The sequence below is a fragment of the Cellulomonas sp. SG140 genome (genome assembly GCF_025770785.1).
Classification (GTDB): domain Bacteria; phylum Actinomycetota; class Actinomycetes; order Actinomycetales; family Cellulomonadaceae; genus Cellulomonas.
In genome coordinates this window covers 407,900-434,823 of record NZ_JANZLA010000003.1, presented here as the reverse complement: position 1 = coordinate 434,823, position 26,924 = coordinate 407,900, and the positions used below count along the sequence as shown (strand labels likewise).

Annotated in this window: 22 protein-coding genes; 12 read left to right on the top strand and 10 right to left on the bottom strand. The window is 72.8% G+C overall.

Translation table 11 applies throughout. The features are described from left to right. Positions 1 to 65 precede the first annotated feature (65 nt). Positions 66 to 575 (bottom strand): DUF3093 domain-containing protein, encoded by a 510-nt coding sequence (locus N0B34_RS08450; protein ID WP_263730907.1) that lies wholly within the window; start codon positions 573 to 575, stop codon positions 66 to 68. 45 nt (positions 576 to 620) lie between these two features. On the opposite strand from N0B34_RS08450, the gene dut reads away from it, so the two are divergent. From dut to N0B34_RS08430, 4 genes are read left to right on the top strand one after another with little or no spacing between them, the layout of a single operon-like run. Continuing rightward, positions 621 to 1,130: a dUTP diphosphatase gene (gene dut / locus N0B34_RS08445; protein WP_263730906.1), complete on the top strand. Its 510-nt coding sequence runs from the start codon at positions 621 to 623 to the stop codon at positions 1,128 to 1,130. Between the two features lie 36 nt (positions 1,131 to 1,166). Further along, positions 1,167 to 1,886, top strand: coding sequence for a DUF3710 domain-containing protein (locus N0B34_RS08440; protein WP_263730905.1), 720 nt, complete (start codon positions 1,167 to 1,169; stop codon positions 1,884 to 1,886). A gap of 7 nt (positions 1,887 to 1,893) precedes the next feature. Next, positions 1,894 to 2,262, top strand: a complete 369-nt coding sequence (locus N0B34_RS08435) for an OB-fold nucleic acid binding domain-containing protein (protein WP_263730904.1) — start codon at positions 1,894 to 1,896, stop codon at positions 2,260 to 2,262. Further along, a complete protein-coding gene (locus tag N0B34_RS08430) occupies positions 2,255 to 2,956 on the top strand; it encodes a DUF3159 domain-containing protein (protein WP_263730903.1) in 702 nt (233 codons plus the stop codon). Before N0B34_RS08435 ends, N0B34_RS08430 begins: the two co-directional genes overlap by 8 nt. Here the strand turns inward: N0B34_RS08430 and N0B34_RS08425 are convergent. Further along, the gene (locus N0B34_RS08425; protein WP_263730902.1) at positions 2,889 to 3,563 is read right to left on the bottom strand and encodes a potassium channel family protein; all 675 of its coding nucleotides are present in this window, start codon (positions 3,561 to 3,563) and stop codon (positions 2,889 to 2,891) included. The two genes, N0B34_RS08430 and N0B34_RS08425, sit on opposite strands and share 68 nt — an antisense overlap. Next, the gene (locus N0B34_RS08420; protein ID WP_263730976.1) at positions 3,560 to 4,210 is read right to left on the bottom strand and encodes a potassium channel family protein; all 651 of its coding nucleotides are present in this window, start codon (positions 4,208 to 4,210) and stop codon (positions 3,560 to 3,562) included. Before N0B34_RS08420 ends, N0B34_RS08425 begins: the two co-directional genes overlap by 4 nt. A 170-nt stretch (positions 4,211 to 4,380) precedes the next feature. Between N0B34_RS08420 and N0B34_RS08415 the strand changes: the two genes are divergently transcribed. From N0B34_RS08415 to acnA, 4 genes are all read left to right on the top strand, one after another. Then, positions 4,381 to 6,381, top strand: coding sequence for an APC family permease (locus N0B34_RS08415; protein WP_263730901.1), 2,001 nt, complete (start codon positions 4,381 to 4,383; stop codon positions 6,379 to 6,381). Then, positions 6,371 to 7,594, top strand: coding sequence for a class I SAM-dependent RNA methyltransferase (locus tag N0B34_RS08410; RefSeq protein WP_263730900.1), 1,224 nt, complete (start codon positions 6,371 to 6,373; stop codon positions 7,592 to 7,594). Before N0B34_RS08415 ends, N0B34_RS08410 begins: the two co-directional genes overlap by 11 nt. Positions 7,595 to 7,778: 184 nt before the next feature. Then, positions 7,779 to 7,955, top strand: a complete 177-nt coding sequence (locus tag N0B34_RS08405) for a translation initiation factor 2 (RefSeq protein WP_263730899.1) — start codon at positions 7,779 to 7,781, stop codon at positions 7,953 to 7,955. Between the two features lie 108 nt (positions 7,956 to 8,063). Then, positions 8,064 to 10,808 (top strand): aconitate hydratase AcnA, encoded by a 2,745-nt coding sequence (gene acnA / locus N0B34_RS08400; protein ID WP_263730898.1) that lies wholly within the window; start codon positions 8,064 to 8,066, stop codon positions 10,806 to 10,808. Positions 10,809 to 10,902: 94 nt separating this feature from the next. On the opposite strand, the gene N0B34_RS08395 is transcribed toward acnA, so the two are convergent. From N0B34_RS08395 to N0B34_RS08385, 3 genes are read right to left on the bottom strand one after another with little or no spacing between them, the layout of a single operon-like run. Further along, complete coding sequence (locus N0B34_RS08395; RefSeq protein ID WP_318529973.1) at positions 10,903 to 11,565, bottom strand: CoA pyrophosphatase; 663 nt, start codon at positions 11,563 to 11,565, stop codon at positions 10,903 to 10,905. Next, a complete protein-coding gene (locus tag N0B34_RS08390) occupies positions 11,562 to 12,263 on the bottom strand; it encodes a type 1 glutamine amidotransferase (RefSeq protein WP_263730897.1) in 702 nt (233 codons plus the stop codon). Before N0B34_RS08390 ends, N0B34_RS08395 begins: the two co-directional genes overlap by 4 nt. Before the next feature lie 4 nt (positions 12,264 to 12,267). Further along, entirely contained in the window at positions 12,268 to 13,722 is a 1,455-nt protein-coding gene (locus N0B34_RS08385; protein WP_263730896.1) for a GuaB1 family IMP dehydrogenase-related protein, read from the bottom strand. Between the two features lie 209 nt (positions 13,723 to 13,931). Between N0B34_RS08385 and dxs the strand changes: the two genes are divergently transcribed. The 4 genes from dxs (at position 13,932) to pflB (N0B34_RS08365) (ending at position 21,502) form a co-directional block, all read left to right on the top strand. After that, positions 13,932 to 15,821 (top strand): 1-deoxy-D-xylulose-5-phosphate synthase, encoded by a 1,890-nt coding sequence (gene dxs, locus N0B34_RS08380; RefSeq protein WP_263730895.1) that lies wholly within the window; start codon positions 13,932 to 13,934, stop codon positions 15,819 to 15,821. A gap of 96 nt (positions 15,822 to 15,917) precedes the next feature. After that, positions 15,918 to 18,185 carry a formate C-acetyltransferase gene (gene pflB / locus N0B34_RS08375; RefSeq protein WP_263730894.1) on the top strand — a complete coding sequence of 756 codons (2,268 nt, stop codon included), beginning with the start codon at positions 15,918 to 15,920 and terminating at the stop codon, positions 18,183 to 18,185. After that, the gene (gene pflA / locus N0B34_RS08370) at positions 18,182 to 19,099 is read left to right on the top strand and encodes a pyruvate formate-lyase-activating protein (protein ID WP_263730893.1); all 918 of its coding nucleotides are present in this window, start codon (positions 18,182 to 18,184) and stop codon (positions 19,097 to 19,099) included. The genes pflB (N0B34_RS08375) and pflA overlap by 4 nt, the downstream gene beginning before the upstream one ends. 135 nt (positions 19,100 to 19,234) lie before the next feature. Then, the gene (gene pflB, locus N0B34_RS08365) at positions 19,235 to 21,502 is read left to right on the top strand and encodes a formate C-acetyltransferase (RefSeq protein ID WP_263730892.1); all 2,268 of its coding nucleotides are present in this window, start codon (positions 19,235 to 19,237) and stop codon (positions 21,500 to 21,502) included. A gap of 126 nt (positions 21,503 to 21,628) precedes the next feature. Here the strand turns inward: pflB (N0B34_RS08365) and N0B34_RS08360 are convergent, their stop codons facing one another. From N0B34_RS08360 to N0B34_RS18100, 4 genes are all read right to left on the bottom strand, one after another. Beyond that, positions 21,629 to 23,743: a 3-hydroxyacyl-CoA dehydrogenase NAD-binding domain-containing protein gene (locus N0B34_RS08360; RefSeq protein ID WP_263730891.1), complete on the bottom strand. Its 2,115-nt coding sequence runs from the start codon at positions 23,741 to 23,743 to the stop codon at positions 21,629 to 21,631. After that, positions 23,740 to 24,957 carry a thiolase family protein gene (locus N0B34_RS08355; RefSeq protein ID WP_263730890.1) on the bottom strand — a complete coding sequence of 406 codons (1,218 nt, stop codon included), beginning with the start codon at positions 24,955 to 24,957 and terminating at the stop codon, positions 23,740 to 23,742. The genes N0B34_RS08360 and N0B34_RS08355 overlap by 4 nt, the downstream gene beginning before the upstream one ends. A 92-nt stretch (positions 24,958 to 25,049) precedes the next feature. After that, complete coding sequence (locus N0B34_RS08350; RefSeq protein ID WP_263730974.1) at positions 25,050 to 26,303, bottom strand: HRDC domain-containing protein; 1,254 nt, start codon at positions 26,301 to 26,303, stop codon at positions 25,050 to 25,052. 118 nt (positions 26,304 to 26,421) lie between these two features. After that, positions 26,422 to 26,907, bottom strand: a complete 486-nt coding sequence (locus tag N0B34_RS18100; RefSeq protein ID WP_263730888.1) for a LuxR C-terminal-related transcriptional regulator — start codon at positions 26,905 to 26,907, stop codon at positions 26,422 to 26,424. Between the last annotated feature and the right edge of the window lie 17 nt (positions 26,908 to 26,924).

Here is a 26,924-nt window from a genome sequence, read left to right as displayed (position 1 = left end):
GCAGCGCGTACCCGTTCCACCGACGGCCGGTCCCCCCGGGGCCGGCCGTCGTCGTGCCCAGGGACTCACGCCCCGGTCGGCGTGGACGTACGAGCGCCTGCCGCCTCGAGCGCGGCGACCAACCGGTCGGGTCGGCGCGTGCTGACCACCCAGTACGGGGTGGGGTCCTGCGGGTCGTGCAGCTCGATCCGCACGGCCCGGTGCACCCAGCCCCGCAGGCAGAGGTACGCCCGGGCGTCCAGCGCCGGGCCGAGCTCCGTGCGCAGCGCCTCGCCCTCCAGCGCCGCCGCCGGGCCGACCAGACGGGCCGGGATCCGCGCCGCGCCGGCGCGCAGGATGCCTCGGCTCACCTCGACGCGCGGTGTGGTCAGCACGGCGACCAGCACGCCGCCCGCCACCCCGAGCACGGCCACCACCAGGGCCAACGTGTCGTTCACCGGCAGGAGGGCGATGCCGAGCAGGACGCCGAACACGACGACGAGCAGCCACCCGAGCGGGCCCGGCCACAGCCGTTCGGCGTACGAGGTGCCAGCAGGCGACCCGGTCGCCCCGTCCGCAGGTCTGCTGTCGGCCATGGCGACAGCATCGCACCCGTCGAGCGGACTGTAGGGTCGGCACCCGTGACCGAGCCGACCGTCGAGGTGCTGCTGCTGAGGCTGGACCCGGAGCTGCCGGTGCCGTCCTACGCGCACCCCGGCGACGCCGGTGCCGACCTGGTGACCCGGGTCGACGTGACCGTGCCCGCTCAGGGTCGGGTCACGGTGCCGACCGGGGTGGCGATCGCGCTGCCCGATGGCTACGCCGCCTTCGTGCACCCCCGGTCCGGTCTGGCGTCCCGGCACGGGCTGACCATCGTGAACGCCCCGGGCACCGTCGACGCCGGCTACCGCGGCGAGATCTTGGTCACCCTGCTCAACACGGACACCGAGCACGACCTGGTGCTGCACCGCGGGGACCGCGTCGCCCAGCTCGTGGTGCAGCGCGTCGAGCGGGCACGGTTCGTCGAGGCGGAGCGGCTGCCGGGCTCGCACCGCGGTGACGGCGGGTTCGGCTCGAGCGGGGGCTGGAAGTCGGCCGGCGGAGCGGGCGATCGCACGTCCACGTCGCAGAAGAGCGACACTGGAGCCTGAGACCGACGTGCACGCGCACGGCGGGGAGGAGATGGAGTGGCACTGTTCCGGCGCGGCAGCAAGAGTGCTGCCGCCGACGACGCCGTCCCGCAGGACGAGAACGTGACGACCCCCGAGACGTCGTCCCCGCAGTCCGCGCCCACCACGGGGCCGTGGGACGTCGAGGACGCCCCCGGCGACGTGCCGCGGGTCGACCTCGGTGCCGTGCAGCTGCCGGGCATCGAGGGCATGGAGCTGCGGATGGAGATCGACGAGGCCAGCCGCACCGTGTCCGGCGTGTCGGTCGCCCTCGACGGCTCGATCATGCAGGTCCAGGCCTTCGCCGCACCGCGGACCGAGGGCATCTGGGACGAGATCCGCACCGAGATCGCCGCGTCGATCACGCAGCAGGGCGGCACCGTCGACGACCTGCCCGGCCCGTTCGGCCGCGAGCTGCTGGCCCGCATGCCCGTGCGGACACCGGAGGGCCGCACCGGACACCGCCCCGCGCGGTTCATCGGCGCCGACGGCCCCCGCTGGTTCCTGCGCGGCGTGCTGACCGGCAGGGCCGCCGTCGAACCGGAGGCGGCGTCGGCGCTCGAGCAGGTGTTTGCCCAGATCGTCGTCGTGCGAGGCACCGACGCCCGCCCCCCGCGCGACCTGCTGCCGCTGCGTCTCCCGGACCAGAGCGGGCCGGCACCTGCCGGTCCGGAGGGCGGTGCCGAGCCGGACTTCGACCCGCTGCGGCGCGGCCCCGAGATCACCGAGATCAGATGAGGACCCGATGAGCCTGAAGTCACGGCTGCACCACCTGCTCGCCTCCCAGGCCGAGCTCGAGGCCGACGAGGAGCGCGACCAGGTGCGTCGGATGGGCGGCTGCACGCCTGTCGAGAAGGTGGGGGACCGCACCCGCGCGCGGGTGTCCGGCGTCCTCCGCTCGGTCACCCTGCGCCCTCGGGAGAACGTGGCCGCCCTCGAGGCGGAGCTGTACGACGGCAGCGGCACCCTCGACCTCGTCTGGTTGGGCCGACGCGAGATCGCCGGCATCACCCCGGGACGGCGTCTGCGTGCCGAGGGTCTCGTGTGCGTGGTCGACGGGCGCCGGACCGTCTTCAACCCCCGGTACGAGCTCCAGCCCCGACCCGGTGAGTGAGCAGCATGGCGCGTCCGCGCGTGGCCTGCGGGCGCTGACCGGCGAGGAGTTCTCCGCGACGGAGGCGCTCGGCGGCGTCCGCGGCGTGGTGGAGTCGGTGGCGCCGGGCCTGCTGTTCGTCGTGGTGTACCTCGCGGCGGGGGAGCGGCTGCGGCCGGCGCTGATCGCGGCGGTGGCCGGGGCGGTGCTTGCCGTGGCGGCGCGTCTGGTGCAGCGGACGCCGGTGACGCAGGCGTTCTCGGGGCTGCTCGGTGTGGCCGTCGGCGTCGTGTGGGCCTGGCGGTCCGGTGCTGCGAGCAACTACTTCCTCGTCGGGCTGCTGACCAACGGTGCCTACCTCGTCGGGACCGCGCTGACGATCGTCCTCGGCTTCCCGCTGGTCGGTCTGGTCGTCGGGCTCTTCGCCAAGGAGGGCCCTCTGTCGGGCGGCCCCTGGTCCGCGGTGCTCGCCTGGCGCGGCGACCGGTCGCGGCGCCGTGCGTACGCCCTGGCCACGTGGCCGTGGGTCGGCATGTTCGCGGTCCGGCTGGCCGTCCAGGTCCCGCTCTACCTGCGGTCGGACGTCGCGTGGCTCGGGACCGCCAAGCTGGCGATGGGCCTGCCCCTGACCGCGCTGGTGCTCGGGGTCAGCTGGCGGATGGTCCGTGCAGCAGAAGGTCCTCCAGCTGTTGCTCCTGAGCATCCCGCCCGGTGACGAACAGCAGCTCGTCGCGACCCTCGAGGGTGTCGTCCGCGCTCGGTGCCAGCGGTCGCGTGTCGCGCACGATCGCGGCGAGCACCGTGTCTGCCGGCCACACGATCTCGCCGACACGCACGCCGACCAGCGGCGAGTCCGACGGGAGCGTGAGCTCGAGGATGTCCGCGCGCGACTGATGGAAGGTGAAGATCTTCACCAGGTCGCCGACGGCGACGGCCTCCTCGACCATCGCCGTCATGATCCGCGGCGTCGAGACGGCGACGTCCACGCCCCACGCCTCGTCGAACATCCACTCGTTCTTCGGGTTGTTCACCCGGGCGACCGTGCGCGGCACGCCGAACTCCGTCTTCGCCAGCAGCGCGACGACCAGGTTCGCCTTGTCGTCACCGGTCGCGGCGACCATCACGTCGCACTCGTCGGCCTTGACCTCGCGCAGGGTCGGCAGCTCGCAGGCGTCCGCCAGCAACCACTCGGCATCCGGCACCTGGGCGACCCGCATGGCGGACGGCTGCCGGTCGATCAGCGTCACCTGGTGCTCGTGCGCGAGCAGCTCGCGCGCGATCGACCGGCCGACGGACCCCGCGCCCGCGATCACGACCCTCACTCCGTCACCCCCGGTGCGGTGCCGAGCACGCGCTCGACGGCGTCCATGTCCTCGACGCGCTGCAGCACGTGCAGCACGTCGTTCTCCTGCAGCACCGTGTCGGCGGCCGGGAGGATGCCGTCCCCGTACCGGGTGACGTAGGCGACCCGGGCGCCGGTGGCAGCCTCGATCGCGCGCAGCGGCCGGCCGATCCAGCCGGCGTGGACGTCGACCTGCGCCAGGCTGATGTGCCCGGAGGCGTCGCGGTACTGGTCCTGCGCCCCCATCGGGAGCATGCGGCGCAGCACCTGGTCGGCCGTCCAGCGCACGGTCGCCACGGTGGGGATGCCCAGGCGCTGGTAGATCTCGGCACGGTGCGGGTCGTAGATGCGGGCGACGACGTTCTGCACCCCGAACGTCTCGCGGACCACCCGCGCCGCGAGGATGTTCGAGTTGTCACCGTCCGAGACGGCGGCGAAGGCGAACGCCTCCTCGATGCCGGCACCCGTCAGCGTGTCGCGGTCGAACCCGAGGCCCGTGACCTTCTTTCCCTCGAAGCTGGCGTCGAGCCGACGGAACGCCTCGGGGTTCTGGTCGATCACCGCGACGGAGTGACCACGGCCCTCCAGGGAGAGCGCGAGCGTCGCGCCGACGCGGCCGCAGCCCATGATGACGAAGTGCACAGGCGGTCACGCTACAGCCTCGTCCCGCGGGGCGCGGTGCGGCCGCGGCCTTGCGGACCGCGGGCAGTCGACCGTCGCGACGGCCTCCGGGGGCACGTCCGTGCGCCGGCTGGTGAGGCTGTGCGTGGTGCACCCGGGGCATACGATCTGGCCTCGTGTCCGAGATCGCCGATGCGGCCAAGCGGCTCCTGCTGGGCCGCCCCATGCGCAGCGACCGCCTCGGTCACACGCTGCTCCCGAAACGCATCGCCCTGCCGGTGTTCGCGTCCGACGCGCTCTCGTCGGTGGCGTACGCCCCCGACGAGATCCTGCTGACGCTGTCCATCGCCGGGGTGGCCGCGCTGGCGATCTCGCCGTGGATCGGTGTCGCCGTGGTCGTCGTCATGGTGACCGTGGTCGCCTCCTACCGGCAGAACGTGCACGCGTACCCGTCCGGGGGCGGCGACTACGAGGTCGCGACCGTGAACCTCGGACCGAACGCGGGCGTCACCGTCGCCAGCGCGCTGCTGGTCGACTACGTGCTGACGGTGGCGGTGTCCATCTCGTCGGGCGCCCAGTACGCGGCGACGGCGATCCCCGCGCTGCAAGGTCACGAGCGCGACTTCGCCGTCGGCCTGGTCGTCGTGCTCATGCTGATCAACCTGCGTGGGGTCAAGGAGTCCGGGACCGCGTTCGCCATCCCGGTGTACTGCTTCATGGGAGTGATCGGCCTGCTGGCGGTCGTCGGCGCGATCCGCTACGTGACCGGCCACCTCCCGCTGGCCGAGAGTGCCGGCTTCACGCTCACGCCCGAGGCGGGCTACCAGACCGGGGTCACGGGCCTCGGGGGCGCCTTCCTGGTGCTGCGCGCCTTCGCGTCCGGGTCGGCGGCGCTGACCGGCGTCGAGGCGATCTCGAACGGCGTCCCGGCGTTCCGCAAGCCGAAGTCGAAGAACGCCGCCACCACCCTGGCGATGCTCGGCGGCATCTCGATCACCATGATCATGTCGATCCTGCTGCTGTCGCGCGCCACCGGGATCACGTTCGCCGACCGGCCCGCCGAGCAGCTGCTGCGCCACGGGGTCCCGGTCGGGGACTCCTACGTGCAGCACCCGGTGATCAGCCAGCTCGCCGCGTCGGTGTTCCACGGCGCCGGCTGGATGTTCGCCATCACGGCAGTGGTGACCGGCCTGATCCTGACGCTGGCCGCGAACACCGCGTTCAACGGGTTCCCGGTGCTGGGCTCGATCCTCGCCCGCGACGGCTACCTGCCCCGGCAGCTGCACACGCGCGGCGACCGGTTGGCGTTCTCCAACGGCATCGTCACCCTCGCGGCCGGCGCCGTCGTCCTCATCTGGGCGTTCGACGCGCAGGTCACCCGGCTGATCCAGCTGTACATCGTGGGCGTGTTCGTCTCCTTCACGCTGAGCCAGCTCGGCATGACGCGGCACTGGACCCGCGAGCTGCGCACCGAGCAGGACGCGGCTCGGCGGTCGGCGATGAAGCGGTCACGGGTGATCAACACGTTCGGCTTCCTCATGACCTCGGCCGTGCTCCTGGTGGTCCTCATCACCAAGTTCGTGCGCGGCGCGTACATCGCCATCCTCGCGATGGCGGCGGTGTTCCTGCTCATGCAGGCGATCCACAAGCACTACACGCGGGTGCGCCGCGAGCTGGCGCTGCAGGACGTCGGCGCCGCGAAGGCGCTGCCGAGCCGCGTGCACGCCATCGTGCTCGTCTCCCACCTGCACCGGCCGACCATGCGTGCACTGTCCTACGCCCGGGCGTCCCGGCCGCAGGTGCTCGAGGCGGTCACCGTCGGCGTGGAGCCGGACGAGGTGGCGGCGCTGCAGGCCGCGTGGGAACGGCTCGAGGTGCCCGTCCCGCTGAAGGTGCTGGACTCGCCGTTCCGCGAGATCACCCGGCCGGTGGTCGCCTACGTCCGGTCGATCCACCGCGAGAGCCCGCGCGACCTGGTCGTGGTGTACATCCCCGAGTACGTGGTCGGGCACTGGTGGGAGGCGCTGCTGCACAACCAGAGCGCCCTGCGGCTCAAGGGACGCCTGCTGTTCACGCCGGGAGTCGTGGTCGCGTCGGTGCCCTGGCAGCTGGCGTCCAGCGAGGGCCAGACCGGTCTCGAGGAGCGCACCCCGGGGACCGTGCCACGTGCCTGGTGAGTCGTTGGTCGAGCTCGAGGTGGGTCCGGTCGCGCACGGGGGACACTGCGTCGCCCGTCTGCACGGCCGCGTGGTGTTCGTGCGGCACAGCCTGCCCGGCGAGCGGGTGCGCGCCCGGCTGACCGAGTCGGGCGAGGGGCGCCGGTTCTGGCGCGCCGACGCCGTCGAGGTGCTGGAGGCCTCCCCGGACCGGGTGCCGTCCGTCTGGCCGGCGGCGGGCCCCGGCGGAGTGGGCGGCGGCGAGCTCGCTCACGTGGCGCTGCACGCGCAGCGCGCGTGGAAGGCAGCCGTGCTCGACGAGCAGCTGCGCCGACTGGCTCACGTCGAGCTGGATGTGCCCGTGCTGGCCGCACCGGGGGACGAGGACCGTGACGGGCTGGGCTACCGCACCCGCATCGACCTCGTGGCCGACGGCTCGGGCCGCGCCGGTATGCGCCGCTTCCGGTCGCACGACGTCCAGGCGCTCGACTCCATGCCGCTCGCCACCGAGGCGATCGCCGGGCTCGGCCTGTTCGAGCGGCGCTGGCCCGCCGGCGCGCGGATCGAGGCGGTCGCCCCCGCCGGTGGTGACGAGCCGCTGGTGCTGCTCGACGGTGTCCCGTTCGACCTGCGCCGCGGCCGCCCGGACACCCGTCCCAACGCGCGTTCCTCCGTCCACGAGCGAGTCGGCGACCACCTCTACCGCGTGTCCGCGGCCGGCTTCTGGCAGGTGCACCGAGAGGCTCCGGCCGTGCTGGTCGACGCGGTCGTGACCGGCGTCGGCGACGTCGTGGGGGCCACGGTGGCGGACCTGTACTCCGGCGCCGGCCTGTTCACCGTGCCGCTGGCCGGGGCGGTCGGGCCGACCGGGTCCGTGGTGAGCGTCGAGGGTGACGAGCGCGCCGTGCGCGATGCCCGTCGGACGCTGCACGACCGAGACAACGTCGCCCTGCACCACGGGGACGTGGCACAGGTGCTGAACGGTGCGGACGACGTGGTGCACGCCGACGTCGTCGTGCTCGACCCGCCACGGACCGGTGCCGGACGGGTGGTCGTCGGCGCCGTTGCGGCGCTGCGCCCGGACCGCGTCGTCTACGTGGCGTGCGACCCCGCCGCGCTCGCCCGCGACATCGGGTTGCTCGGCGACGCCGGCTACCGGCTCACGGGGCTGCAGGGCTTCGACCTGTTCCCGCACACCCACCATCTCGAGGCGGTCGCGGTCCTCGAGCGCTGACCCGTCCGCCGCCGGCCTGACGTGCTGGCGGGCGGCCTCGCCTGGGGGGTCGGCACGCTGCTGCGCCGGTCGGGCGACGCCCGGACGCGGCCTGGGTGACCTGGTCCGGGGCCGGTGCGGGCAGCCCGGTGCGCGCCTAGGGTGGTTGTGACAGCGGTCACCTCGCCGAGGAGGGAGCACGGCAGTGAGCGAGGAGAGGGAGGTCGCCACCCAGCGCCTGGCCGAGGCCAAGCGGGCGGTGACGGAGGAGCTGTTCAAGCAGGGCACGCCGGACTACGACCCCCGTACCTACGAGCGTCTGGTCGAGGCCGAGCGCAAGGCCGCCGAGGCGGTCGAGCACCGGGACACACCTGCCGGCTGAGGTGCCGGTCGGGAGCCGGGCAGGGTAAGGTATCTCGACGTCGAGATAAATCGGACCTGCCCGGCTCCTGACCGCGCGGGGCCGACCCGTCCAGCGAAGGAGCACCTCGTGAGTGTCGACAGCTTCGGATCCCGGGGCACCATCGAGGTGGGCGGCACCTCGTACGAGGTGTTCCGGCTCGCCGCCGTACCGGGCGTCGAGCGACTGCCCTACAGCCTGAAGGTTCTTGCCGAGAACCTGCTCCGCACGGAGGACGGCGCCAACATCACCGCGGACCACGTGCGCGCGCTAGCCGCGTGGGACGCCGACGCCCAGCCGGACACCGAGATCCAGTTCACGCCGGCGCGCGTGATCATGCAGGACTTTACCGGCGTGCCCTGCGTCGTCGACCTGGCGACGATGCGGGAGGCCGTCGTCGAGCTCGGTGGCGACCCGTCCCGGATCAACCCGCTGGCACCGGCCGAGCTGGTGATCGACCACTCGGTGCAGATCGACGTCGCCGGTCGTCGGGACGCCTTCGAGCGCAACGTCGAGCTGGAGTACCAGCGCAACCACGAGCGGTACCAGTTCCTGCGCTGGGGGCAGACGGCGTTCGACGACTTCAAGGTCGTCCCGCCGGGCACCGGCATCGTGCACCAGGTCAACATCGAGTACCTGGCCCGCGTCGTGATGACGCGCGAGGTGGACGGTGTGCTGCGCGCCTACCCGGACACCTGCGTCGGCACCGACTCGCACACCACGATGGTCAACGGGCTCGGCGTGCTGGGATGGGGCGTCGGCGGCATCGAGGCCGAGGCCGCCATGCTGGGCCAGCCGGTGTCGATGCTGATCCCGCGCGTGGTCGGCTTCAAGCTGACCGGTTCCATCCCGTCCGGGGTCACGGCGACGGACGTGGTGCTGACGATCACGCAGATGCTCCGGGCGCACGGCGTGGTGGGCAAGTTCGTCGAGTTCTACGGTGCCGGCGTGGCTGCGGTGCCGCTGGCCAACCGGGCGACCATCGGGAACATGAGCCCCGAGTTCGGCTCCACCGCGGCGATCTTCCCGATCGACGACGTCACGCTGGACTACCTGCGGCTGACCGGCCGCAGCGACCAGCAGGTGGCGCTGGTCGAGGCGTACGCCCGCGAGCAGGGGCTGTGGCACGACCCCGACGTCGAGCCGGTGTACTCGGAGTACCTCGAGCTGGACCTCGGGTCCGTCGTGCCGTCGATCGCCGGTCCCAAGCGCCCGCAGGACCGCATCGAGCTGCGGCAGGCGAAGGCCGCGTTCGAGCGGGACCTGCCGACGTACGCCTCCGACGTGCTCGATGCCGTCGACCAGGCGGAGGAGGAGTCGTTCCCGGCCTCCGACTCGCCCGCCGTGGGCGGCCGGTCGCTGCGCACCGTGCCGGTGACCGACAGCAACGGCAAGCAGTTCGACCTGTTCCACGGCGCGGTGGCGATCGCCTCGATCACGTCGTGCACCAACACCTCCAACCCGTCGGTGATGCTCGCGGCCGGCCTGCTGGCCAAGAAGGCCGTCGAGCACGGCCTGACCGCCAAGCCGTGGGTGAAGACCTCGATGGCGCCCGGCTCCCAGGTGGTGACCAACTACTACGAGAAGGCCGGCCTGTGGCCGTACCTCGAGAAGCTCGGGTTCCACCTGGTCGGCTACGGCTGCGGCACCTGCATCGGCAACTCGGGCCCGCTCGACGAGCAGGTGTCCGCCGCGGTGAACGAGCACGACCTCGCGGTCGTCTCCGTGCTGTCCGGCAACCGGAACTTCGAGGGCCGGATCAACCCCGACGTCAAGATGAACTACCTGGCCAGCCCGCCGCTGGTGATCGCCTACGCCCTGGCCGGCACGATGGACTTCGACTTCGAGCACGAGCCGCTCGGGCGGTCGGAGGAGGGGCACCCGGTGTTCCTGCGGGACATCTGGCCGTCGCCCCAGGAAGTCCAGGACGCCATCGACGCGTCGATCGACCGCGCCATGTTCACCGCGGACTACGCCGACGTGTTCGCGGGCGACGACAGGTGGCGCTCGCTGCCGACCCCGGAGGGTGACGTGTTCGCGTGGGACGCGGAGTCGACCTACGTCCGCAAGCCTCCGTACTTCGAGGGGATGACGGCGACCCCGGCGCCGGTCCAGGACATCAGCGGCGCGCGCGTGCTCGCCAAGCTGGGCGACTCGGTCACCACGGACCACATCAGCCCGGCGGGGTCGATCAAGGCGGACAGCCCGGCAGGCCGGTACCTGGCCGAGCACGGCATCGAGCGCAAGGACTTCAACTCCTACGGCTCGCGCCGCGGCAACCACGAGGTGATGATCCGCGGCACGTTCGCCAACATCCGGCTGCGCAACCAGCTGGTGCCGGGCGTCGAGGGCGGCTACACGGTCAACTTCCTCACCGGCGAGCAGCAGGCGATCTACGACGCATCGACGGCCTACCAGGCGGCCGGCGTGCCGCTCGTCGTCCTCGGCGGCAAGGAGTACGGGTCGGGGTCCTCCCGTGACTGGGCGGCCAAGGGCACGGCGCTGCTCGGCGTCCGCGCGGTGATCGCCGAGAGCTTCGAGCGCATCCACCGCTCCAACCTCATCGGGATGGGGGTGCTGCCGCTGCAGTTCCCGGAGGGTGAGTCGGCCGACTCGCTGGGGCTGGACGGCACCGAGACGTTCGACGTCAGCGGGGTCACGGAGCTGAACGAGGGCAGCACGCCCCGGACGGTCCACGTGCGGGCGACGAAGCAGGACGGCAGCGTCGTCGAGCTCGACGCGGTGGTCCGCATCGACACCCCCGGAGAGGCGGACTACTACCGCAACGGCGGGATCCTGCAGTACGTGCTGCGGCAGGTCGCCGGCGTCGCCTGACGCCGAAGCACGAGGCCGCCTCGACCTGGTCCGGTTCCGGACAGGTGGGGCGGCCTCGTCGTCGGGGCGCCTGCCCGGGTGCGCGTCCCGCAGGTTAGGGCAGCTCGATGCGGCGTGAGGCGTCCCAGGGCCGGGTCCAGCCGAGAGCGTCGAACATGCCGGAGAGCACCAGGGCGGTGAAGCCCCAGACGACCACGCCGGCCACGTCGAAGGCCGGCGTGCTGACCGCCGGCGCGCGGCGCACACGCACCGTGCCGCGGTTCGCCGGGTCCAGCAGGTCGGCGACGGGGATGCGGAACACGTCCACCGTCTCGCCGTGGTCGACGGCCGCCACCCGGGACGGACGTGCCCACCACGCCGGGACCGGCGTGACCACATGGCGGCTGACCGGCAGCGGCAGCGCCGGGAGGGAACCGAGCACCTCGACACCGGCCGGGTCGAGACCCGTCTCCTCGACCGCCTCGCGGACCGCGGCCTGCTCAGGCGTCTCGCCCGCCTCCAGCCGTCCGCCCGGGAAGGCGATCTGGCCGGGATGGTGCCCGAGGGTCGCCGCACGGCGTTGCAGCAGCACGTCGAGATCGGTGGAGACCGGCGCGCCCGCGGCCGCACGCGCCGGGACCGCGTCCAGCACGCCGAACAGCACGAGGACGGCGGCGGCACGCGAGCCGGGTACCGCCACGGAGCGGACGCTGTCGAGCCGCCACGGCGGAGCCGCCGCGACGAGCGCGGACAGCTCGGCGCGCGCGTCCTTGCTCACCCGCGGCTGCGCACCTGGTCGGCGAAGGCGTCGACCACGGAGGTGCCGGCGACCGTCAGGGCGGGCAGGTGCGCCGCGGCCGCCGCGCGCAGGGCGGCCACCTCGTCCTCGTCGAGCTCGCCGACCATCTCGGGCGTCGCCAGCCACAGCTCGAGCTGGTCCGCGCCGACCTCGAGGTGGAACTGGATGCCCAGCGCCGAACCGGCCCGGAAGGCCTGCACCGGCGTCACCTCGGACCGCGCCAGCAGGGTGGCGCCGTCCGGCAGCTCGACGGCATCGGAGTGCCAGTGCAGCACCGTGGGCGCGCTGCCGACCGCACCGAGCGCCGACAGCACCGGGTCGTCGGCCACGAGCTCGACGGGGCCGAAGCCGAGCTCGGACCCGGCCCGCCGACGGAGCGGTGCGCCGAGGGCGAGACCCAGCAGCTGCATGCCGAGGCACACGCCCAGCACCGGGACGCCGGCACGGACCGCGGCGGCGATCAGCTCACGCTCGGCGGCCAGACCCGGATGACCGGCGACGTCGTCGGCGTCCATCGGTCCGCCCATCACGACCAGCCCGGACAGCGCGTCGACCTCAGGCAGCCGCGGTGCCGGGTCGTCCAGCACGGTGCGCACCCGGTAGGGCGCGTCGAGAGCCGGGCCGATCAGCCCCGGACCCTCGTGCGGCGCGTGCGTCAGGATCAGCGCAGGGCGCACCGGCTCACCAGCCGTCCGGCAGCGGGCGACCCTCGTCGTACCCGGCGGCGGACTGCAGGCCGACCACCGCGCGCTCGTGCAGCTCCTCGAGGGTGCTCGCGCCGACGTAGGTGGCGGCGGAGCGGACGCCGGCCGTGATGGAGTCGATCAGGTCCTCGACACCCGGACGCCGCGGGTCGAGGTACATCCGCGAGGACGAGATGCCCTCCTCGTAGAGCCCCTTGCGCGCACGCTCGAACGGCGAGCCGCCGCGCGTGCGAGCGGCGACGGCGCGGGCCGACGCCATGCCGAAGCTCTCCTTGTACAGCCGCCCGTCGGGATCCGTGTGCAGGTCGCCGGGCGACTCGTGGGTCCCGGCGAACCATGACCCGATCATCACCTGCGCCGCACCGGCGGACAGCGCCAGCGCGACGTCGCGCGGGTACCGGACGCCGCCGTCGGCCCAGACGCTGCGGCCGAGCCGGCGCGCCTCCTGCGCGCACTCCAGGACGGCCGAGAACTGCGGCCGGCCGACGGCGGTCATCATGCGCGTGGTGCACATCGCGCCCGGACCCACGCCGACCTTGACGATGTCGGCGCCCGCCTCGACGAGGTCCCGCGTGCCCTGCGCGGTGACGACGTTCCCGGCGACCACCGGGACCTGCGGGTCGAGCGAGCGGACCGCCGCCAGCGCGTCCAGCATCTTGCGCTGGTGCCCGTGCGCCGTGTCGACCACCAGCACGTCCACCTCGGCCTCGAGCAGGCTCGCCGCCTTCGCCCTCACGTCGCCGTTGATGCCCACCGCCGCGCCGACGCGCAGCCGGCCTCGTCCGTCGAGGGCAGGCGTGTAGATCGAGGACCGCAGGGCGCCGACCTGGGTCAGCACCCCGACCAGCAGGCCGTCCCGTACGACCGGGGCGAACCGGCGCCGCGAGGCGTGCAGGCGCTCGTACGCGTCCTCGAGGCCGGCGGTCCCGCGCTGCTCCAGCACGTGCAGGTCGAGCGTCGTCGGGTTCTGCGCCATCACCTCGGCCACCTGGGTGAACCGGTCGACGTCGCGACAGTCGGCCTCGGTGACGACGCCGACCGGGCGGCCCTCGTCCACCACCACGGCCGCGCCGTGCGAGCGCTTGCCGATCAGGGTGACCGCGGTCTGCACGGTGTCGTGCGGGCTGACCACCACGGCGGTCTCGACGACGGGGTGCCGGGACTTGACGGACTCGACCACCTCGGCCACCACGTCCGTCGGGGTGTCCTGAGGCAGCACCGCGAGGCCGCCGCGGCGGGCGACCGTCTCGGCCATCCGTCGCCCCGCGACGGCGGTCATGTTCGCGACGACGACCGGGATGGTCGTCCCGGTGCCGTCACCGGTGGTGAGGTCGACGTCGAACCGGGAGACGACCTCCGACCGGGACGGCACGAGGAAGACGTCGCCGTAGGTCAGGTCGCCGGAGGCCGTGTGGCCGGGCAGGAAGCGCATGGGAGTTTCCCCTTTCCGACACAGCCTACCGGGGGCCGCACGACAGCCCTCGGGTCGCTCGAGCGCGCACACGCGAACGAGCGGCGGTCCATGGGCCGCGCGTCGCCGCACCGCGCTGGTGAGCGCGACGGTCCGGGGTCGGCGGCCATACAGTGTCCTTCGGCCTTCGTGCGGTGCGGCGGTCGAGCGGCGGCCGGAGGGAGGGCAGCGTGGGTCTCCTCGAGCACATCTCGTCGCCCGCGGACGTCCGGCGGCTGAGCCCCCGCGAGGTGGACGAGCTCGCCGGCGAGATCCGGCACTTCCTGGTGGAGTCCGTGTCCCGCACGGGTGGGCACCTCGGGCCGAACCTCGGCGTCGTCGAGCTGACGATCGCGCTGCACCGGGTGTTCCGTTCCCCGCACGACACCCTGGTGTTCGACACGGGTCACCAGGCGTACGTGCACAAGCTGCTGACCGGTCGGTCCGACTTCACGCAGCTGCGGCGCCGTGGCGGCCTGTCCGGGTACCCCAGTCGCAGCGAGTCCGAGCACGACGTGGTGGAGAACTCGCACGCGTCGACGGCCCTGAGCTGGGCCGACGGCATCGCCAAGGCCTACGAGCTGCGCGGCGAGCCGGACCGGCACGTCGTCGCGGTGATCGGTGACGGGGCGTTGACCGGAGGCATGGCCTGGGAGGCGCTCAACAACATCGCCGCGGGGGAGGACCGCCGCCTCGTCGTGGTCGTGAACGACAACGGCCGCAGCTACGCCCCGACGATCGGCGGCCTCGCGCGGCACCTCGACACGCTCCGCACCACGCAGGGGTACGAGAGCGTCCTCAGCTGGGGCAAGGCGACGCTGCGCCGGTCCGGTCCGCCGGGACGCCTGGCGTACGACGCGCTGCACGGCCTGAAGAAGGGCCTGAAGGACGTCGTCGCGCCTCAGGGCATGTTCGAGGACCTGGGCCTGAAGTACATCGGCCCCGTCGACGGCCACGACGAGCGCGAGGTCGAGCGGGCGCTGCGCCGGGCGCGCGCCTACGGCGGTCCGGTGATCGTGCACGTGATCACCGAGAAGGGCCGCGGCTACACCCCCGCCGAGCAGGACGTCGCCGACCGCTTCCACGCGGTGGGCCAGATCCACCCGGAGACCGGTCTGCCCCTGGCGCCCTCGCGCTTCGGCTGGACGAGCGTGTTCGCGGACGAGATCGTCCGCATCGGCCGTCGGCGCCGTGACGTCGTCGCGGTCACGGCCGCGATGCTCCAGCCGGTCGGGCTGGCGCCCTTCGCGGCCGAGTTCCCCGAGCGCGTGTTCGACGTCGGCATCGCCGAGCAGCACGCCGCGACGTCCGCCGCCGGGATGGCCTTCGCCGGGCTGCATCCCGTCGTGGCGGTGTACGCGACCTTCCTCAACCGCGCCTTCGACCAGGTGCTGATGGACGTGGCGCTGCACCGTGCCGGTGTGACGTTCGTCCTCGACCGCGCCGGCATCACCGGGGACGACGGCGCCAGCCACAACGGCATGTGGGACCTCTCGTTGCTCTCGCTGGTGCCGGGGCTGCGCCTGGCAGCGCCGCGTGACGAGGCGACGCTGCGCACGGCGCTGCGCACCGCCGTCGACGTCGACGACGCTCCCACGGTCGTGCGGTACCCGAAGGGTGCGCTGCCTGAGCCCGTGCCCGCGTTCGAGCACCTCGACGGCGTCGACGTGCTCGCCCGGCACGTGGTGAAGGACCGCACTGCGGCCGCACGCGTGCTGGTCGTCGGGGTCGGTGCGATGGTGCCGACCGCCCTGGCGGTCGGCGACCTGCTCGCCGCGCACGGTCTCGCCGTGACGGTGGTCGACCCGTTGTGGCCGGTGCCGGTCCCACCGACGCTGGTGAAGCTGGTCGGTGAGCACGACCACGTGGTCACGCTCGAGGACGGCCTGGTCGACGGAGGTGTCGGGTCGCTCCTCGCGCAGCGGTGCGTCGAGCAGGGGCTGCGCGGGGCCGTGCAGTCGTTCGGCATCCCGCGCGCGTTCCTGGGTCATGCCACGCGTGAGCAGCTGGTGGACCAGCTCCGGCTCGGCGCGGCGGACGTGGCGGCGGACGTGCTGACGGCGCTCGGCACGCCCGACTGACCTGCGTCCGCCCTGCTTGACCTGGGGACGAACGTCCCGAGACATCCTATGAATTGGGTCATAACGTCGTCGTAGACCCGATACCAGGAGCTCTGGATGCCTCTGACCGCCGCCTCCCTCCGTCGCGACAGCGCGCTGCCGCGCGCGTGGGAGGGCTTCGTCCCCGGACCCTGGGCGGACCGCATCGACGTCCGGGACTTCGTCCAGCGCAACTACACGCCGTACACCGGCGACGGTGCGTTCCTCGCCGGTCCGACGCCGCGCACCCTGGCGGTCTGGGACGAGCTGACCCCCATGTTCGCCGTCGAGCGCGAGAAGGGTGTCTACGACGTCGACGCCGCCACGCCGTCCACCATCACCTCGCACCGGCCGGGCTGGATCGACAGGGAGCGCGAGCTGATCGTCGGCCTGCAGACCGACGCGCCGCTCAAGCGCGCGATCATGCCGAACGGCGGCTGGCGGATGGTGGAGCAGGCGCTGGCCACGTACGGCTACGCCGCACCGCGCGAGATCGTCGACGTGTTCACCAGGTACCGCAAGACCCACAACGACGGCGTGTTCGACGTCTACCCGCCCGCGGTGCGGGCGGCGCGCTCCAGCCACCTGATCACCGGCCTGCCCGACGGGTACGGCCGCGGCCGGATCATCGGCGACTACCGGCGCGTCGCGCTGTACGGCGTGGATGCCCTGATCGAGGGCAAGCGCCTCGAGAAGGCATCCCTGGACATGGAGCGGTCGACGGAGGACGTGATCCGCGACCGCGAGGAGCTCGCGGAGCAGATCCGGGCGCTGGGCGAGCTGGCGCAGATGGCGTCGTCGTACGGCCTCGACATCAGCCGGCCGGCGCGTACCGCGCACGAGGCGGTGCAGTGGCTGTACCTCGCCTACCTCGGCGCCGTGAAGGAGCAGAACGGCGCGGCGATGTCGCTGGGCCGCACCTCGACCTTCCTCGACGTGTACCTGCAGCGCGACCTCGAGGCGGGGGTGCTGACGGAGGAGCAGGCGCAGGAGCTGGTCGACGACTTCGTCATCAAGCTCCGCATCGTGCGGTTCCTGCGGACGCCGGAGTACGACGCGCTGTTCTCCGGCGACCCGACGTGGGTCACCGAGACGATCGGCGGCATGGGCGAGGACGGGCGCACGCTGGTGACCCGGACGTCGTTCCGCTACCTGCAGACGCTGCGCAACCTCGGTCCGGCCCCGGAGCCGAACCTGACGGTGCTCTGGAGCGAGCGGCTGCCCGAGGGTTTCAAGCGGTTCTGCGCCGAGATCTCGATCGACAGCTCGGCGATCCAGTACGAGTCCGACGAGCTGATCCGCTCCTCGTGGGGCGACGACGCGGCGATCGCGTGCTGCGTGTCCCCGATGCGGGTCGGCAAGCAGATGCAGTTCTTCGGTGCTCGGGTGAACCTCGCCAAGGCTCTGCTGTACGCGATCAACGGCGGCCGGGACGAGATGACGGGCCGGCAGGTCGGCCCGGTGACGGCGCCGGTCGAGGGCGAGGTGCTCGACTACGACGACGTGGTGGCCAAGTTCGACCGGATGCTCGACTGGTTGGCCCAGACCTACGTCGACGCCCTGAACTGCGTGCACTACATGCACGACAAGTACGCGTACGAGCGCCTGGAGATGGCGCTGCACGACCGCACGGTGCTGCGCACCCTCGCGTGCGGCATCGCCGGCCTGTCCGTCGTCGCCGACTCGTTGTCCGCCATCAAGCACACGACGGTGCGCGCGCTGCGCACCACCGACGGCCTGGTCACCGAGTACGCCGTGGAGGGGGAGTACCCCACCTTCGGCAACGACGACGACCGGGTGGACGACATCGCCGCCTGGGTGGTGCGCACGTTCATGGCCAAGCTCCGGCAGCAGCCGACGTACCGCAACGCGCTGCACACGCAGTCGGTGCTGACCATCACCTCGAACGTCGTCTACGGCAAGGCGACCGGGTCCACCCCGGACGGTCGTCGCTACGGCGAGCCGTTCGCGCCGGGAGCCAACCCGATGAACGGCCGGGACACGCACGGCATGCTCGCCTCGGCGCTGTCGGTCGCCAAGCTGCCGTACTCGGAGGCGCAGGACGGCATCTCGCTGACCAGCTCCGTGCTGCCCTCCGGTCTGGGTCGCACCCGGGCGGAGCAGGTGGCCAACCTGGTCGGTCTGCTGGACGCGTACACGCTGTCCACGGGCTACCACATGAACGTCAACGTGCTCGACCGGACCACGCTGCTCGACGCGATGGAGCACCCGGAGAGCTACCCGCAGCTGACCGTCCGGGTCTCGGGGTACGCCGTGAACTTCGTCCGGCTGACGCGCGAGCAGCAGCTCGACGTGCTGTCCCGCACCTTCCACGGTGCCGTATGAGCGGCGAGGTCGGCACCAACACCGGCGGCACCGGCACGCTGGTCGCCGAGCCGGCGGGTGCGCCCGTCGTCGAGCTCGGGCTGCCTCTCGTCGGCGGGTCGAACGTGCGGGCGCAGGGCGCCGGCACCTCGGGCCTCGAGACGCAGGAGCACGAGCGAGCCGAACGGCTGGCGCAGGTGCGCACGGGCGAGCTCGGCTCCGTGCACTCGTGGGAGCTGGTGACCGCGGTCGACGGACCGGGTACCCGGATGACCGTCTTCCTGTCCGGCTGCCCGCTGCAGTGCCTGTACTGCCACAACCCCGACACGTGGGAGATGCGCCGCGGCACCAGCGTGACGGCAGACGAGCTGCTGCGGAGGATCGGCCGGTACCGACGGGTGTTCGCCGCGACGGGCGGCGGCCTGACGATCTCCGGCGGTGAGCCGCTGATGCAGCCGGCCTTCGTGCGGCGGTTGCTGCGCGGCGCCAGGTCGATGGGCATCCACACCACGATCGACACGTCCGGGTACCTCGGCCGCGCCTGCACCGACGAGATGCTCGACGACCTCGACCTGGTGCTGCTGGACATCAAGTCCGGTGACGAGGAGACGTACAAGCGGGTCACCGGCCGAGAGCTCGCCCCGACGCTGGAGTTCGGTCGTCGGCTGGCGGAGCACGGCACGCCGATGTGGATCCGGTTCGTCCTGGTGCCGGGCCTGACGGACTCCGTCGAGAACGTCGAGAAGGTCGCCGACCACGTGCAGGCGCTCTCCACGGTCGAGCGAGTCGAGGTGCTGCCCTTCCACCAGATGGGCCGCGACAAGTGGGCCGAGCTGGGGATGAGGTACGAGCTCGACGGCGTGCGCGCACCGTCGCCGGAGCTCGTCGAGCGGGTGCGCGACCAGTTCCGCGCCCGCGGTCTCACGGTGATGTGAGCGGCGCCACAGCGCTGTGACGGAGGCCACAGGTCTCTGGCCTGGGCCCCAACTCATCCCAGGACCTATGACCCGAGTCGTCCCATGACTTCGCTCCTAGGGTGGTCAACGACCCCCCAAGGAGGAAGGCGTCCCATGTCGACTACCGCGACACCGGTCTCGACCGCAACACCCGCTGAGTGGACCGGCTTCGTGCCGGGGCCCTGGACCGACACGATCGACGTCCGGGACTTCATCCAGCGCAACTACACGCCGTACACCGGCGACGCAGCGTTCCTGGCAGGCCCCACGGCGAAGACGCTGGGCATCTGGGACACGCTGGAGAAGAAGTTCCTCTCCGTCGAGCGCGCCAAGCGCGTCTACGACGTCGACACCCACACGCCGGCCGACATCGACGCGTTCCCCGCCGGCTACATCAGCGAGGACGACGACGTGATCGTCGGCCTGCAGACGGACGTGCCGCTGAAGCGGGCGATGATGCCCAACGGCGGCTGGCGCATGGTCGAGACGGCCATCAAGGAGGCCGGCCTCGAGCCCGACCCGGAGATCAAGCGGATCTTCACCGAGTTCCGCAAGACCCACAACGACGCGGTGTTCGACATCTACACCCCGCGCATCCGCGCCGCCCGCAGCTCGCACATCGTCACCGGCCTGCCGGACGCCTACGGCCGCGGCCGCATCATCGGCGACTACCGCCGCGTGGCGCTGTACGGCGTCGACGCGCTGATCGCCGCCAAGCAGAAGGACAAGGACTCGGTCGCCGACCAGCCGTTCTCCGAGAGCTGGGCGCGGTACCGCGAGGAGCACTCCGAGCAGATCAAGGCGCTGAAGAAGCTCAAGCGGCTCGGCGAGCAGTACGGGTTCGACCTGGGCCGGCCGGCGCAGACGTTCCAGGAGGCCGTCCAGTGGACGTACTTCGGGTACCTCGCCTCGGTGAAGAGCCAGGACGGCGCCGCCATGAGCATCGGCCGCCTGTCCTCCTTCTTCGACGTGTACGCCGAGCGTGACCTGGCGGCGGGGATCATCACCGAGGAGGACGCGCAGGAGGTCATCGACGCGCTGGTCCTCAAGCTCCGCATCGTCCGCTTCCTGCGGACCATCGACTACGACCAGATCTTCTCCGGCGACCCGTACTGGGCGACCTGGTCGGACGGCGGGTTCGGCGAGGACGGGCGCGCGCTGGTCACCAAGACCTCGTTCCGCCTGCTGCAGACGCTGCGCAACCTGGGCCCGGCCCCGGAGCCGAACATCACCATCTTCTGGGACCCGGCGCTGCCCGACGGCTACAAGGACTTCTGCGCCGCGATCTCGATCGAGACCTCGGCGATCCAGTACGAGTCCGACGAGCAGATCCGCTGCCACTGGGGTGACGACGCCGCGATCGCGTGCTGCGTGTCCCCGATGACCATCGGCAAGCAGATGCAGTTCTTCGGTGCCCGCGTCAACGCGGCCAAGTCGCTGCTCTACGCGATCAACGGCGGCCGCGACGAGATGTCCGGCAAGCTGATCGTGCCGGGCTACGAGGCCGTGCAGGGTGACGGTCCGCTGGACTTCGACGAGGTCTGGGCGAAGTACGACCAGATGCTCGACTGGGTCACCGCGACCTACGTCGAGGCGCTGAACATCATCCACTACAGCCACGACAAGTACGCCTACGAGTCGATCGAGATGGCGCTGCACGACGACGAGATCGTGCGCACCCTCGGCTGCGGCATCGCCGGCCTGTCGATCGTCGCGGACAGCCTCTCGGCCATCAAGTACGCGAAGGTCACGCCGGTGCGCGACGAGACCGGCCTGGTGGTCGACTACGTCACCGAGGGCGACTTCCCGGTGTACGGCAACGACGACGACCGTGCCGACGAGCTGGCCCAGCTGGTGGTCAAGACCGTCATGGACAAGATCCGCAAGCTGCCGACGTACCGCGACGCGGTGCCGACGCAGTCGGTGCTGACCATCACGTCGAACGTGGTCTACGGCAAGGCGACCGGGTCGTTCCCGTCCGGCCACCAGAAGGGCACGCCGTTCGCGCCGGGCGCCAACCCCGAGAACGGGATGGACACGCACGGGATGGTCGCGTCCATGCTCTCGGTGGGCAAGCTCGACTACAACGACGCGCTGGACGGCATCTCGCTGACCAACACGATCACCCCGTCCGGCCTCGGCCGTGACAAGGACGAGCAGGTCGGCAACCTGGTCGGCATCCTCGACGCCGGCATGGGCGAGGGCCTGTACCACGCCAACATCAACGTGCTCTCCCGCGAGACCCTCGAGGACGCGATCGAGCACCCGGAGAAGTACCCGAACCTGACCGTGCGGGTGTCCGGCTACGCGGTGAACTTCGTCAAGCTCACCAAGGAGCAGCAGCTGGACGTGCTGTCCCGCACGTTCCACACGACCGCGTGAGGTCGTAGCGACGCACCGACGGGCCTGGTGCGGCGGATCACTCCCGCCGCACCGGGCCCGTCGTCGTCCCCGGGGTGCACCGTCCCGCGCCGAGGGGCGGCCCGGTCGGTGCAGCGGGTGCCCGGGTCAGTCCCGCGGCACGTCGGCTGTTCCCGGCGGGAGCAACCGACGTCCCAGGACTCGTTCGCTGTAGCCGGTGCGGTCCAGCAGCGGTGTCAGGCCTCCCAGGTGCGACGGCCAGCCGGCGCCGAGGATCATGCACAGGTCCACCTGGTCGGCGGAGGGCACGACGTGCTCGTCGAGCAGGTGGCCGACCTCGACGGTCAGCGCCGTCAGTACCGCGTCGAGCAGCCCGGGGCCGTCCAGCGGGATGTCCCGGCGCGGGTGCTCGCGTGCGGCGTCGAAGACCGCCTGGATCGCCGGGTCGACGCGCCGCGGCAGACCCGGGGCGGGGCGCGGCAGCACCACGGCCGTGCCGTCCGCGACCAGCCGCTCGAGGCCGGGGGAGCGCGGGAAGCGTTCCCCGAGATCGGCGCGCAGCGAGGTGAGGACGTGCAGGCCGACCGCTGGGCCGACCAGGTCGAACAGCTCGAACGGCGGCATCGGCAGGCCCAGACGGTCGAGCGCGTGGTCGGCGACCTCGACCGGTGTGCCGTCCTCGATGGCGCCGACCACCACGCCGAGCAGCAGCACGAGCAGGCGGTTCACCACGAAGCCCGGGCGGTCCAGCACCGGGACGGCCGTCTTGCCCAGACGCGCCACCACGTCGAGGCCGGTGGCGATCGCGGCGTCGTCCGTCTCCTGCGCGCGGACCACCTCCACGAGGGGCATCGCGGCGACCGGGTTGAAGAAGTGCAGGCCGACGACGCGTTCCGGATGGGCGAGCCCCGACGCCATCGCCGTGACCGAGAGCGCCGACGTGTTGGTCGCCAGGACGGTGTCCGGGCCGACCACCTGCTCGAGCTCGGCGAACACCCGCTGCTTGACGGGCAGCAGCTCCGTGACCGCCTCGATGACCAGGTCGCACCCGGCGAGCGCCGACAGCTCCGTGCTGCCGGTGACGGACCCGACCACGCGCGCGCCGGCGTCGGCGGACATGCGTCCCGAGGCGACCATCCGCTCCACGGAGGAGCGGACCGCAGCCAGTCCGTGGGCCACGCGCTCCTCGTCGAGATCGCGCATCACCACCGGGACCTTCAGCCGGCGGGCGAACAGCGTGGCGATCTGCGCGGCCATCAGCCCGGCGCCGACCACACCGACCCGGGTCACGGGCCGCGCCAGCGCCGCGTCGGGCGCGTGCTGATGCTTCGCGCCGCTGACCAGGCCGAACGCGTAGACGCTGGCACGCATCTCGTCGGTCATCACCAGATCGGCGAGGGCGTCGTCCTCGGCCGCGAACGCCGCCGCGCGGTCCGTGTCGCGTGCGGCAGCCAGCAGCTCCAGCGCGCGGTACGGGGCCGGACGGGAACCGGCGACCGTCGCGTCGAGCACCTCACGGGCATGTGCGACGGCGCGGTCCCACGCGCCCTCGTCGTCCAGCGGGCGGCGTTCGACGTGCACCGTGCCGTCCAGCACGTCGGCCGCCCAGCGCACCGACTGCTCCAGGAAGTCGGCCGCATCCAGCACGACGTCCACCAGGCCGATGCGGGCGGCCTCCGCGGCGCCGTACGGCTTGTTCGCCGCGGGGCGGGTCAGCACCACCTCGAGCGCTCGTTCGATACCGACGAGGCGGGGGACGAGGTATGCGCCGCCCCAGCCCGGCACCAGCCCCAGCCCGGTCTCGGGCAGCCCGAGCGCCCGCACGTCCGCCGACACGGCGCGGTACGTGCAGCTCAGGGCCAGCTCGAGGCCCCCGCCGAGGGCGACGCCGTTGACGAACGCGAAGGTCGGCACGCCCATCGTGTGCAGCAGCTCGTACGCCGCGTGGCCGTTGCGACCCAGGGCCAGCGCCTGGTCCCTGGTGCGGACGGCGGTCACCTGCGTGAGGTCGGCGCCCGCCGCGAAGACCCACGGCTTGCCGGTCACCGCGACGGCCGCGAGCTCGCCGCCCCGCACACGGGCCTGCACCGCCTGGAGCGCCTCGGTCAGCTCCGCGACACCGGCCGGGCCGAGCGTGGTGGGCTTGGTGTGGTCCAGCCCGTTGTCGACCGTGACCAGGGCGAGCGTGCCCAGGTGGCGGGGGAGGGTCACGTCCCGCACGTGCGCGTGCGCGACCCGTTCGGGGTGAGGTGCGGTGCTCATCGTGCGCTCCCGGTGTGGTTCGGGTTCTCCCAGATCACGGCGCCGCCCTGGCCCAGCCCGACGCACATGGCGGTCAGGCCGTACCGGACGTCGGGACGCTCGGCGAACTGGCGGGCGAGCTGGATCATCAGCCGCACGCCGGAGGACGCCAGCGGGTGGCCGACGGCGATCGCGCCGCCGTACGGGTTGACGCGCGGGTCGTCGTCGGCGATGCCGAACGCGTCGAGGAACGACAGGACCTGGACCGCGAACGCCTCGTTCAGCTCGAACAGGCCGATGTCGTCGATGGTCAGACCGGCGCGCCGCAGGGCGCGCTCCGTCGCGGGCACCGGACCGAGACCCATCACCTCCGGGTCGACGCCCGCGTAGCCGAAGCCGACCATCCGCATCCGCACGGGCAGGCCGAGCTCGGTGGCGACGTCCTCGGCGACCAGCAGGCACGAGGCGGCGCCGTCCGTGAGCGGTGCGGAGGTCGCGGCCGTCACCCTGCCGCCTGGCCGGAAGGGCGTGGGCAGGTCGGCGACGCCCTCCAGCGTGGTGCCTGGGCGCGGAGGCTCGTCCGCCGTTGCCAGACCCCAGCCGCGCTCGCGGTCGTAGACGGCCACCGGTACCAGGTCCGGCTCGATCTGCCCGGCGGCGAGCGCGGCGGCGTACCGCGCCTGGCTCGCTACGCCGAAGGCGTCGGCACGCGCCCGCGTCAGCGCGGGGAACCGGTCGTGCAGGTTCTCCGCCGTCGCACCCATGCTGAGCGCCTCGCCGTCGACCAGTCGCTCGACGACGAAGCGGGGGTTCGGCTCGGCCCCGGACCCCATGGGGTGGTGGCCCATGTGCTCCACGCCGCCGGCCAGCGCGACGTCCTGCGCGCCGACCGCGATGGCCGACGCGGTCGCCGTCACCGCGGTCATCGCGCCGGCGCACATCCGGTCCACGGCGAAGCCCGGCACCGTGCGGGGCAGGCCGGCCAGCAGGCTGACGGTCCGGCCGAGGGTGAGGCCCTGGTCGCCGCTCTGCGTCGCAGCGGCGATCGCCACGTCGTCGATCCGGTCCAGCGGGAGCTGCGGGTGCCGGCGCACCAGCTCCCGGACGGTGCGGACCGCGAGGTCGTCGGCGCGGGTGCCGGCGTAGAGGCCGTCCGGCCGGGCGCGGCCGAACGGTGTGCGCACACCGTCGACGAAGGCGACGGAACGAACGGTGCGGGCGGGCGAGGTCGGCATCGGGCCTCCTGGGACGGCAGTGTCCGGGTGCCTCGGCAGCTAGGACCTAGGTCCCAGATGCAGAAGGCTACCGAAGAGTAACACCGCGTCGGTCAGCTGGCCGTGACACCGATCGTCGGCGTCAGCAGCGGTGCCATCAGGTCCACCTGCCACGGGCGTGCACCACCGGCGAGCAGCGCAGCCCGCACCGCCTCCAGGTCCGGCGGCACGGGCGGTGACCAGCACAGACGCCGCAGCAGGTCCGGCTGCAGCAGGTTCTCCGCCGGCACGTTCCAGGCCTGCGAGGTCGCGGCGACGACCGCGCGCGCGGCTGCCAGCCTTGCGGCGGCGTCGGGGTCGCGGTCGGCCCAGGCGCGTGGTGGCGGCGGCGCGTCCGACCGTGGCCCGCGCACGCTCGGCAGCTCCCGCTCGGGCAGCGCCAGCGCTCGGTCGATCGCCGACTGCCAGAGGGTCGCGCGGCGCCGGGTGCCCTTCCCGGCGAACTGCGGGAGCGCGACGAGCTGGGGAACGGTCCGCGGCAGCGCCTGAGCGGCCGCCACGATCGCGTGGTCGGGCAGCACCCGTCCCGGCGAGATGTCCCGCTGCCGGGCGTTCGCGTCGCGGGTCTCCCACAGCTCGCGCACCACGGCGAGCCGGCGGGCGTCGCGCACGGCGTGCAGGCCGGACACGCGGCGCCAGGGCTCCACGCGAGGTGCCGGTGGTGCGGCTGTGCGCTCCGCCTCGAACTCCTGCGCGGCCCACTCCGCCTTGCCGGCCGCGGCCAGCCGCTCGGCGAGGATCTCCCGCACCGGCACCAGCAGCTCGACGTCGAGGGCGGCGTAGCGGAGCCACTCCAGGGGGAGCGGTCGGGTGGACCAGTCCACCGCCGAGTGCTCCTTCGCGAGGCCCAGGCCGAGCGTCTCCGCGACGACCGCGGCGAGCCCGACCCGCTCCATGCCGAGCAGCCGCGCCGCCAGCTCGGTGTCGAACACCCGCGAGGCGCGCAGGCCCTGCTCGGCGAGCCCGGGGAGGTCCTGGGAGGCCGCGTGCAGCACCCACTCGACGCCGACGAGCGCATCGGACAACGCCGAGAGGTCCGGCAGTGCGACGGGGTCGATCAGCGCCGTACCGGCGCCCTCCCGCCGGAGCTGGACGAGATAGGTGCGCTGCCCGTAGCGGTAGCCCGACGCGCGCTCGGCGTCGACGGCCACCGGGCCCGTGCCGTTGCCGAAGGCCTCGACGACCTCGGCCAGCGCCTCGGCGGTGTCCACCACGGGGGGTACGCCGTCGGCGGGCTCGGTGAGGGGGACGACCTCGACGGCGGCCGGGCCCTCGTCGTCGGCAGCGGGACCGCCGACGACGTCCAGCTCGTCGCGCTCGTCCGTCACGAGGCCACCGTAGGCGAGTCCGGCCCCCGCTCCGCGCACCGGACCCGCGTGCCGCCCAGGTGCGACGGCCACCCCAGCACGTCGGCGCGACCTGCGGTCAGTCGAGGAGCCCGCCGCGCAGGGCGATCGCGACGAGCTGCGCGCGGTCGCCGGTGCCCAGCTTGCGGGAGATCCGGGCCAGGTGGCTCTTCACGGTCAGCGCCGACAGCCCGAGCAGGTCACCGACCTCCCGGTTGGAGCAACCCTGCGCCACGTGCCGCAGCACACCGATCTCGCGCACGGACAGGTCGGGTGCTGACGCCGGTGCCGTTCGGTTCTCCTGCGGCGGCTGCGTCGCCACGACGGCCCCGCGGGCTCCGTGGCTGAGCAGCGAGCTGACCTCTGCGGCCTCGGCCCGTTGCGCGAGGACGACGACCGTCCCTAGGTCGCGCCCGCGCAGCGCCTCGAGGGCGCCCACGGCGGCTCCGCCCAGCTCGTCCACCACGACGCAGGACGAGGCGCGCTTGGGTGCCGGGATGACCCCGGGCCGGGACCGGGGCACGGCCGGCAGCCGCGGGTCTCGGCGCAGCGGCTGGATGCTCACACCCGGGCATCGGCACC

Excerpts from the sequence above, each read along its gene's own strand:
- N0B34_RS08450 (WP_263730907.1), bottom strand. The coding sequence starts at position 575 with ATGGCCGACAGCAGACCTGCGGACGGGGCGACCGGGTCGCCTGCTGGC.
- N0B34_RS08435 (WP_263730904.1), top strand. The coding sequence starts at position 1,894 with ATGAGCCTGAAGTCACGGCTGCACCACCTGCTCGCCTCCCAGGCCGAG.
- N0B34_RS08420 (WP_263730976.1), bottom strand. The coding sequence starts at position 4,210 with ATGGGCTGCGGCCGCGTCGGCGCGACGCTCGCGCTCTCCCTGGAGGGC.
- N0B34_RS08385 (WP_263730896.1), bottom strand. The coding sequence starts at position 13,722 with ATGCGCTTCCTGCCCGGCCACACGGCCTCCGGCGACCTGACCTACGGC.
- pflB (WP_263730894.1), top strand. The coding sequence starts at position 15,918 with ATGCCTCTGACCGCCGCCTCCCTCCGTCGCGACAGCGCGCTGCCGCGC.
- pflA (WP_263730893.1), top strand. The coding sequence starts at position 18,182 with ATGAGCGGCGAGGTCGGCACCAACACCGGCGGCACCGGCACGCTGGTC.
- pflB (WP_263730892.1), top strand. The coding sequence starts at position 19,235 with ATGTCGACTACCGCGACACCGGTCTCGACCGCAACACCCGCTGAGTGG.
- N0B34_RS08360 (WP_263730891.1), bottom strand. The coding sequence starts at position 23,743 with ATGAGCACCGCACCTCACCCCGAACGGGTCGCGCACGCGCACGTGCGG.
- N0B34_RS08355 (WP_263730890.1), bottom strand. The coding sequence starts at position 24,957 with ATGCCGACCTCGCCCGCCCGCACCGTTCGTTCCGTCGCCTTCGTCGAC.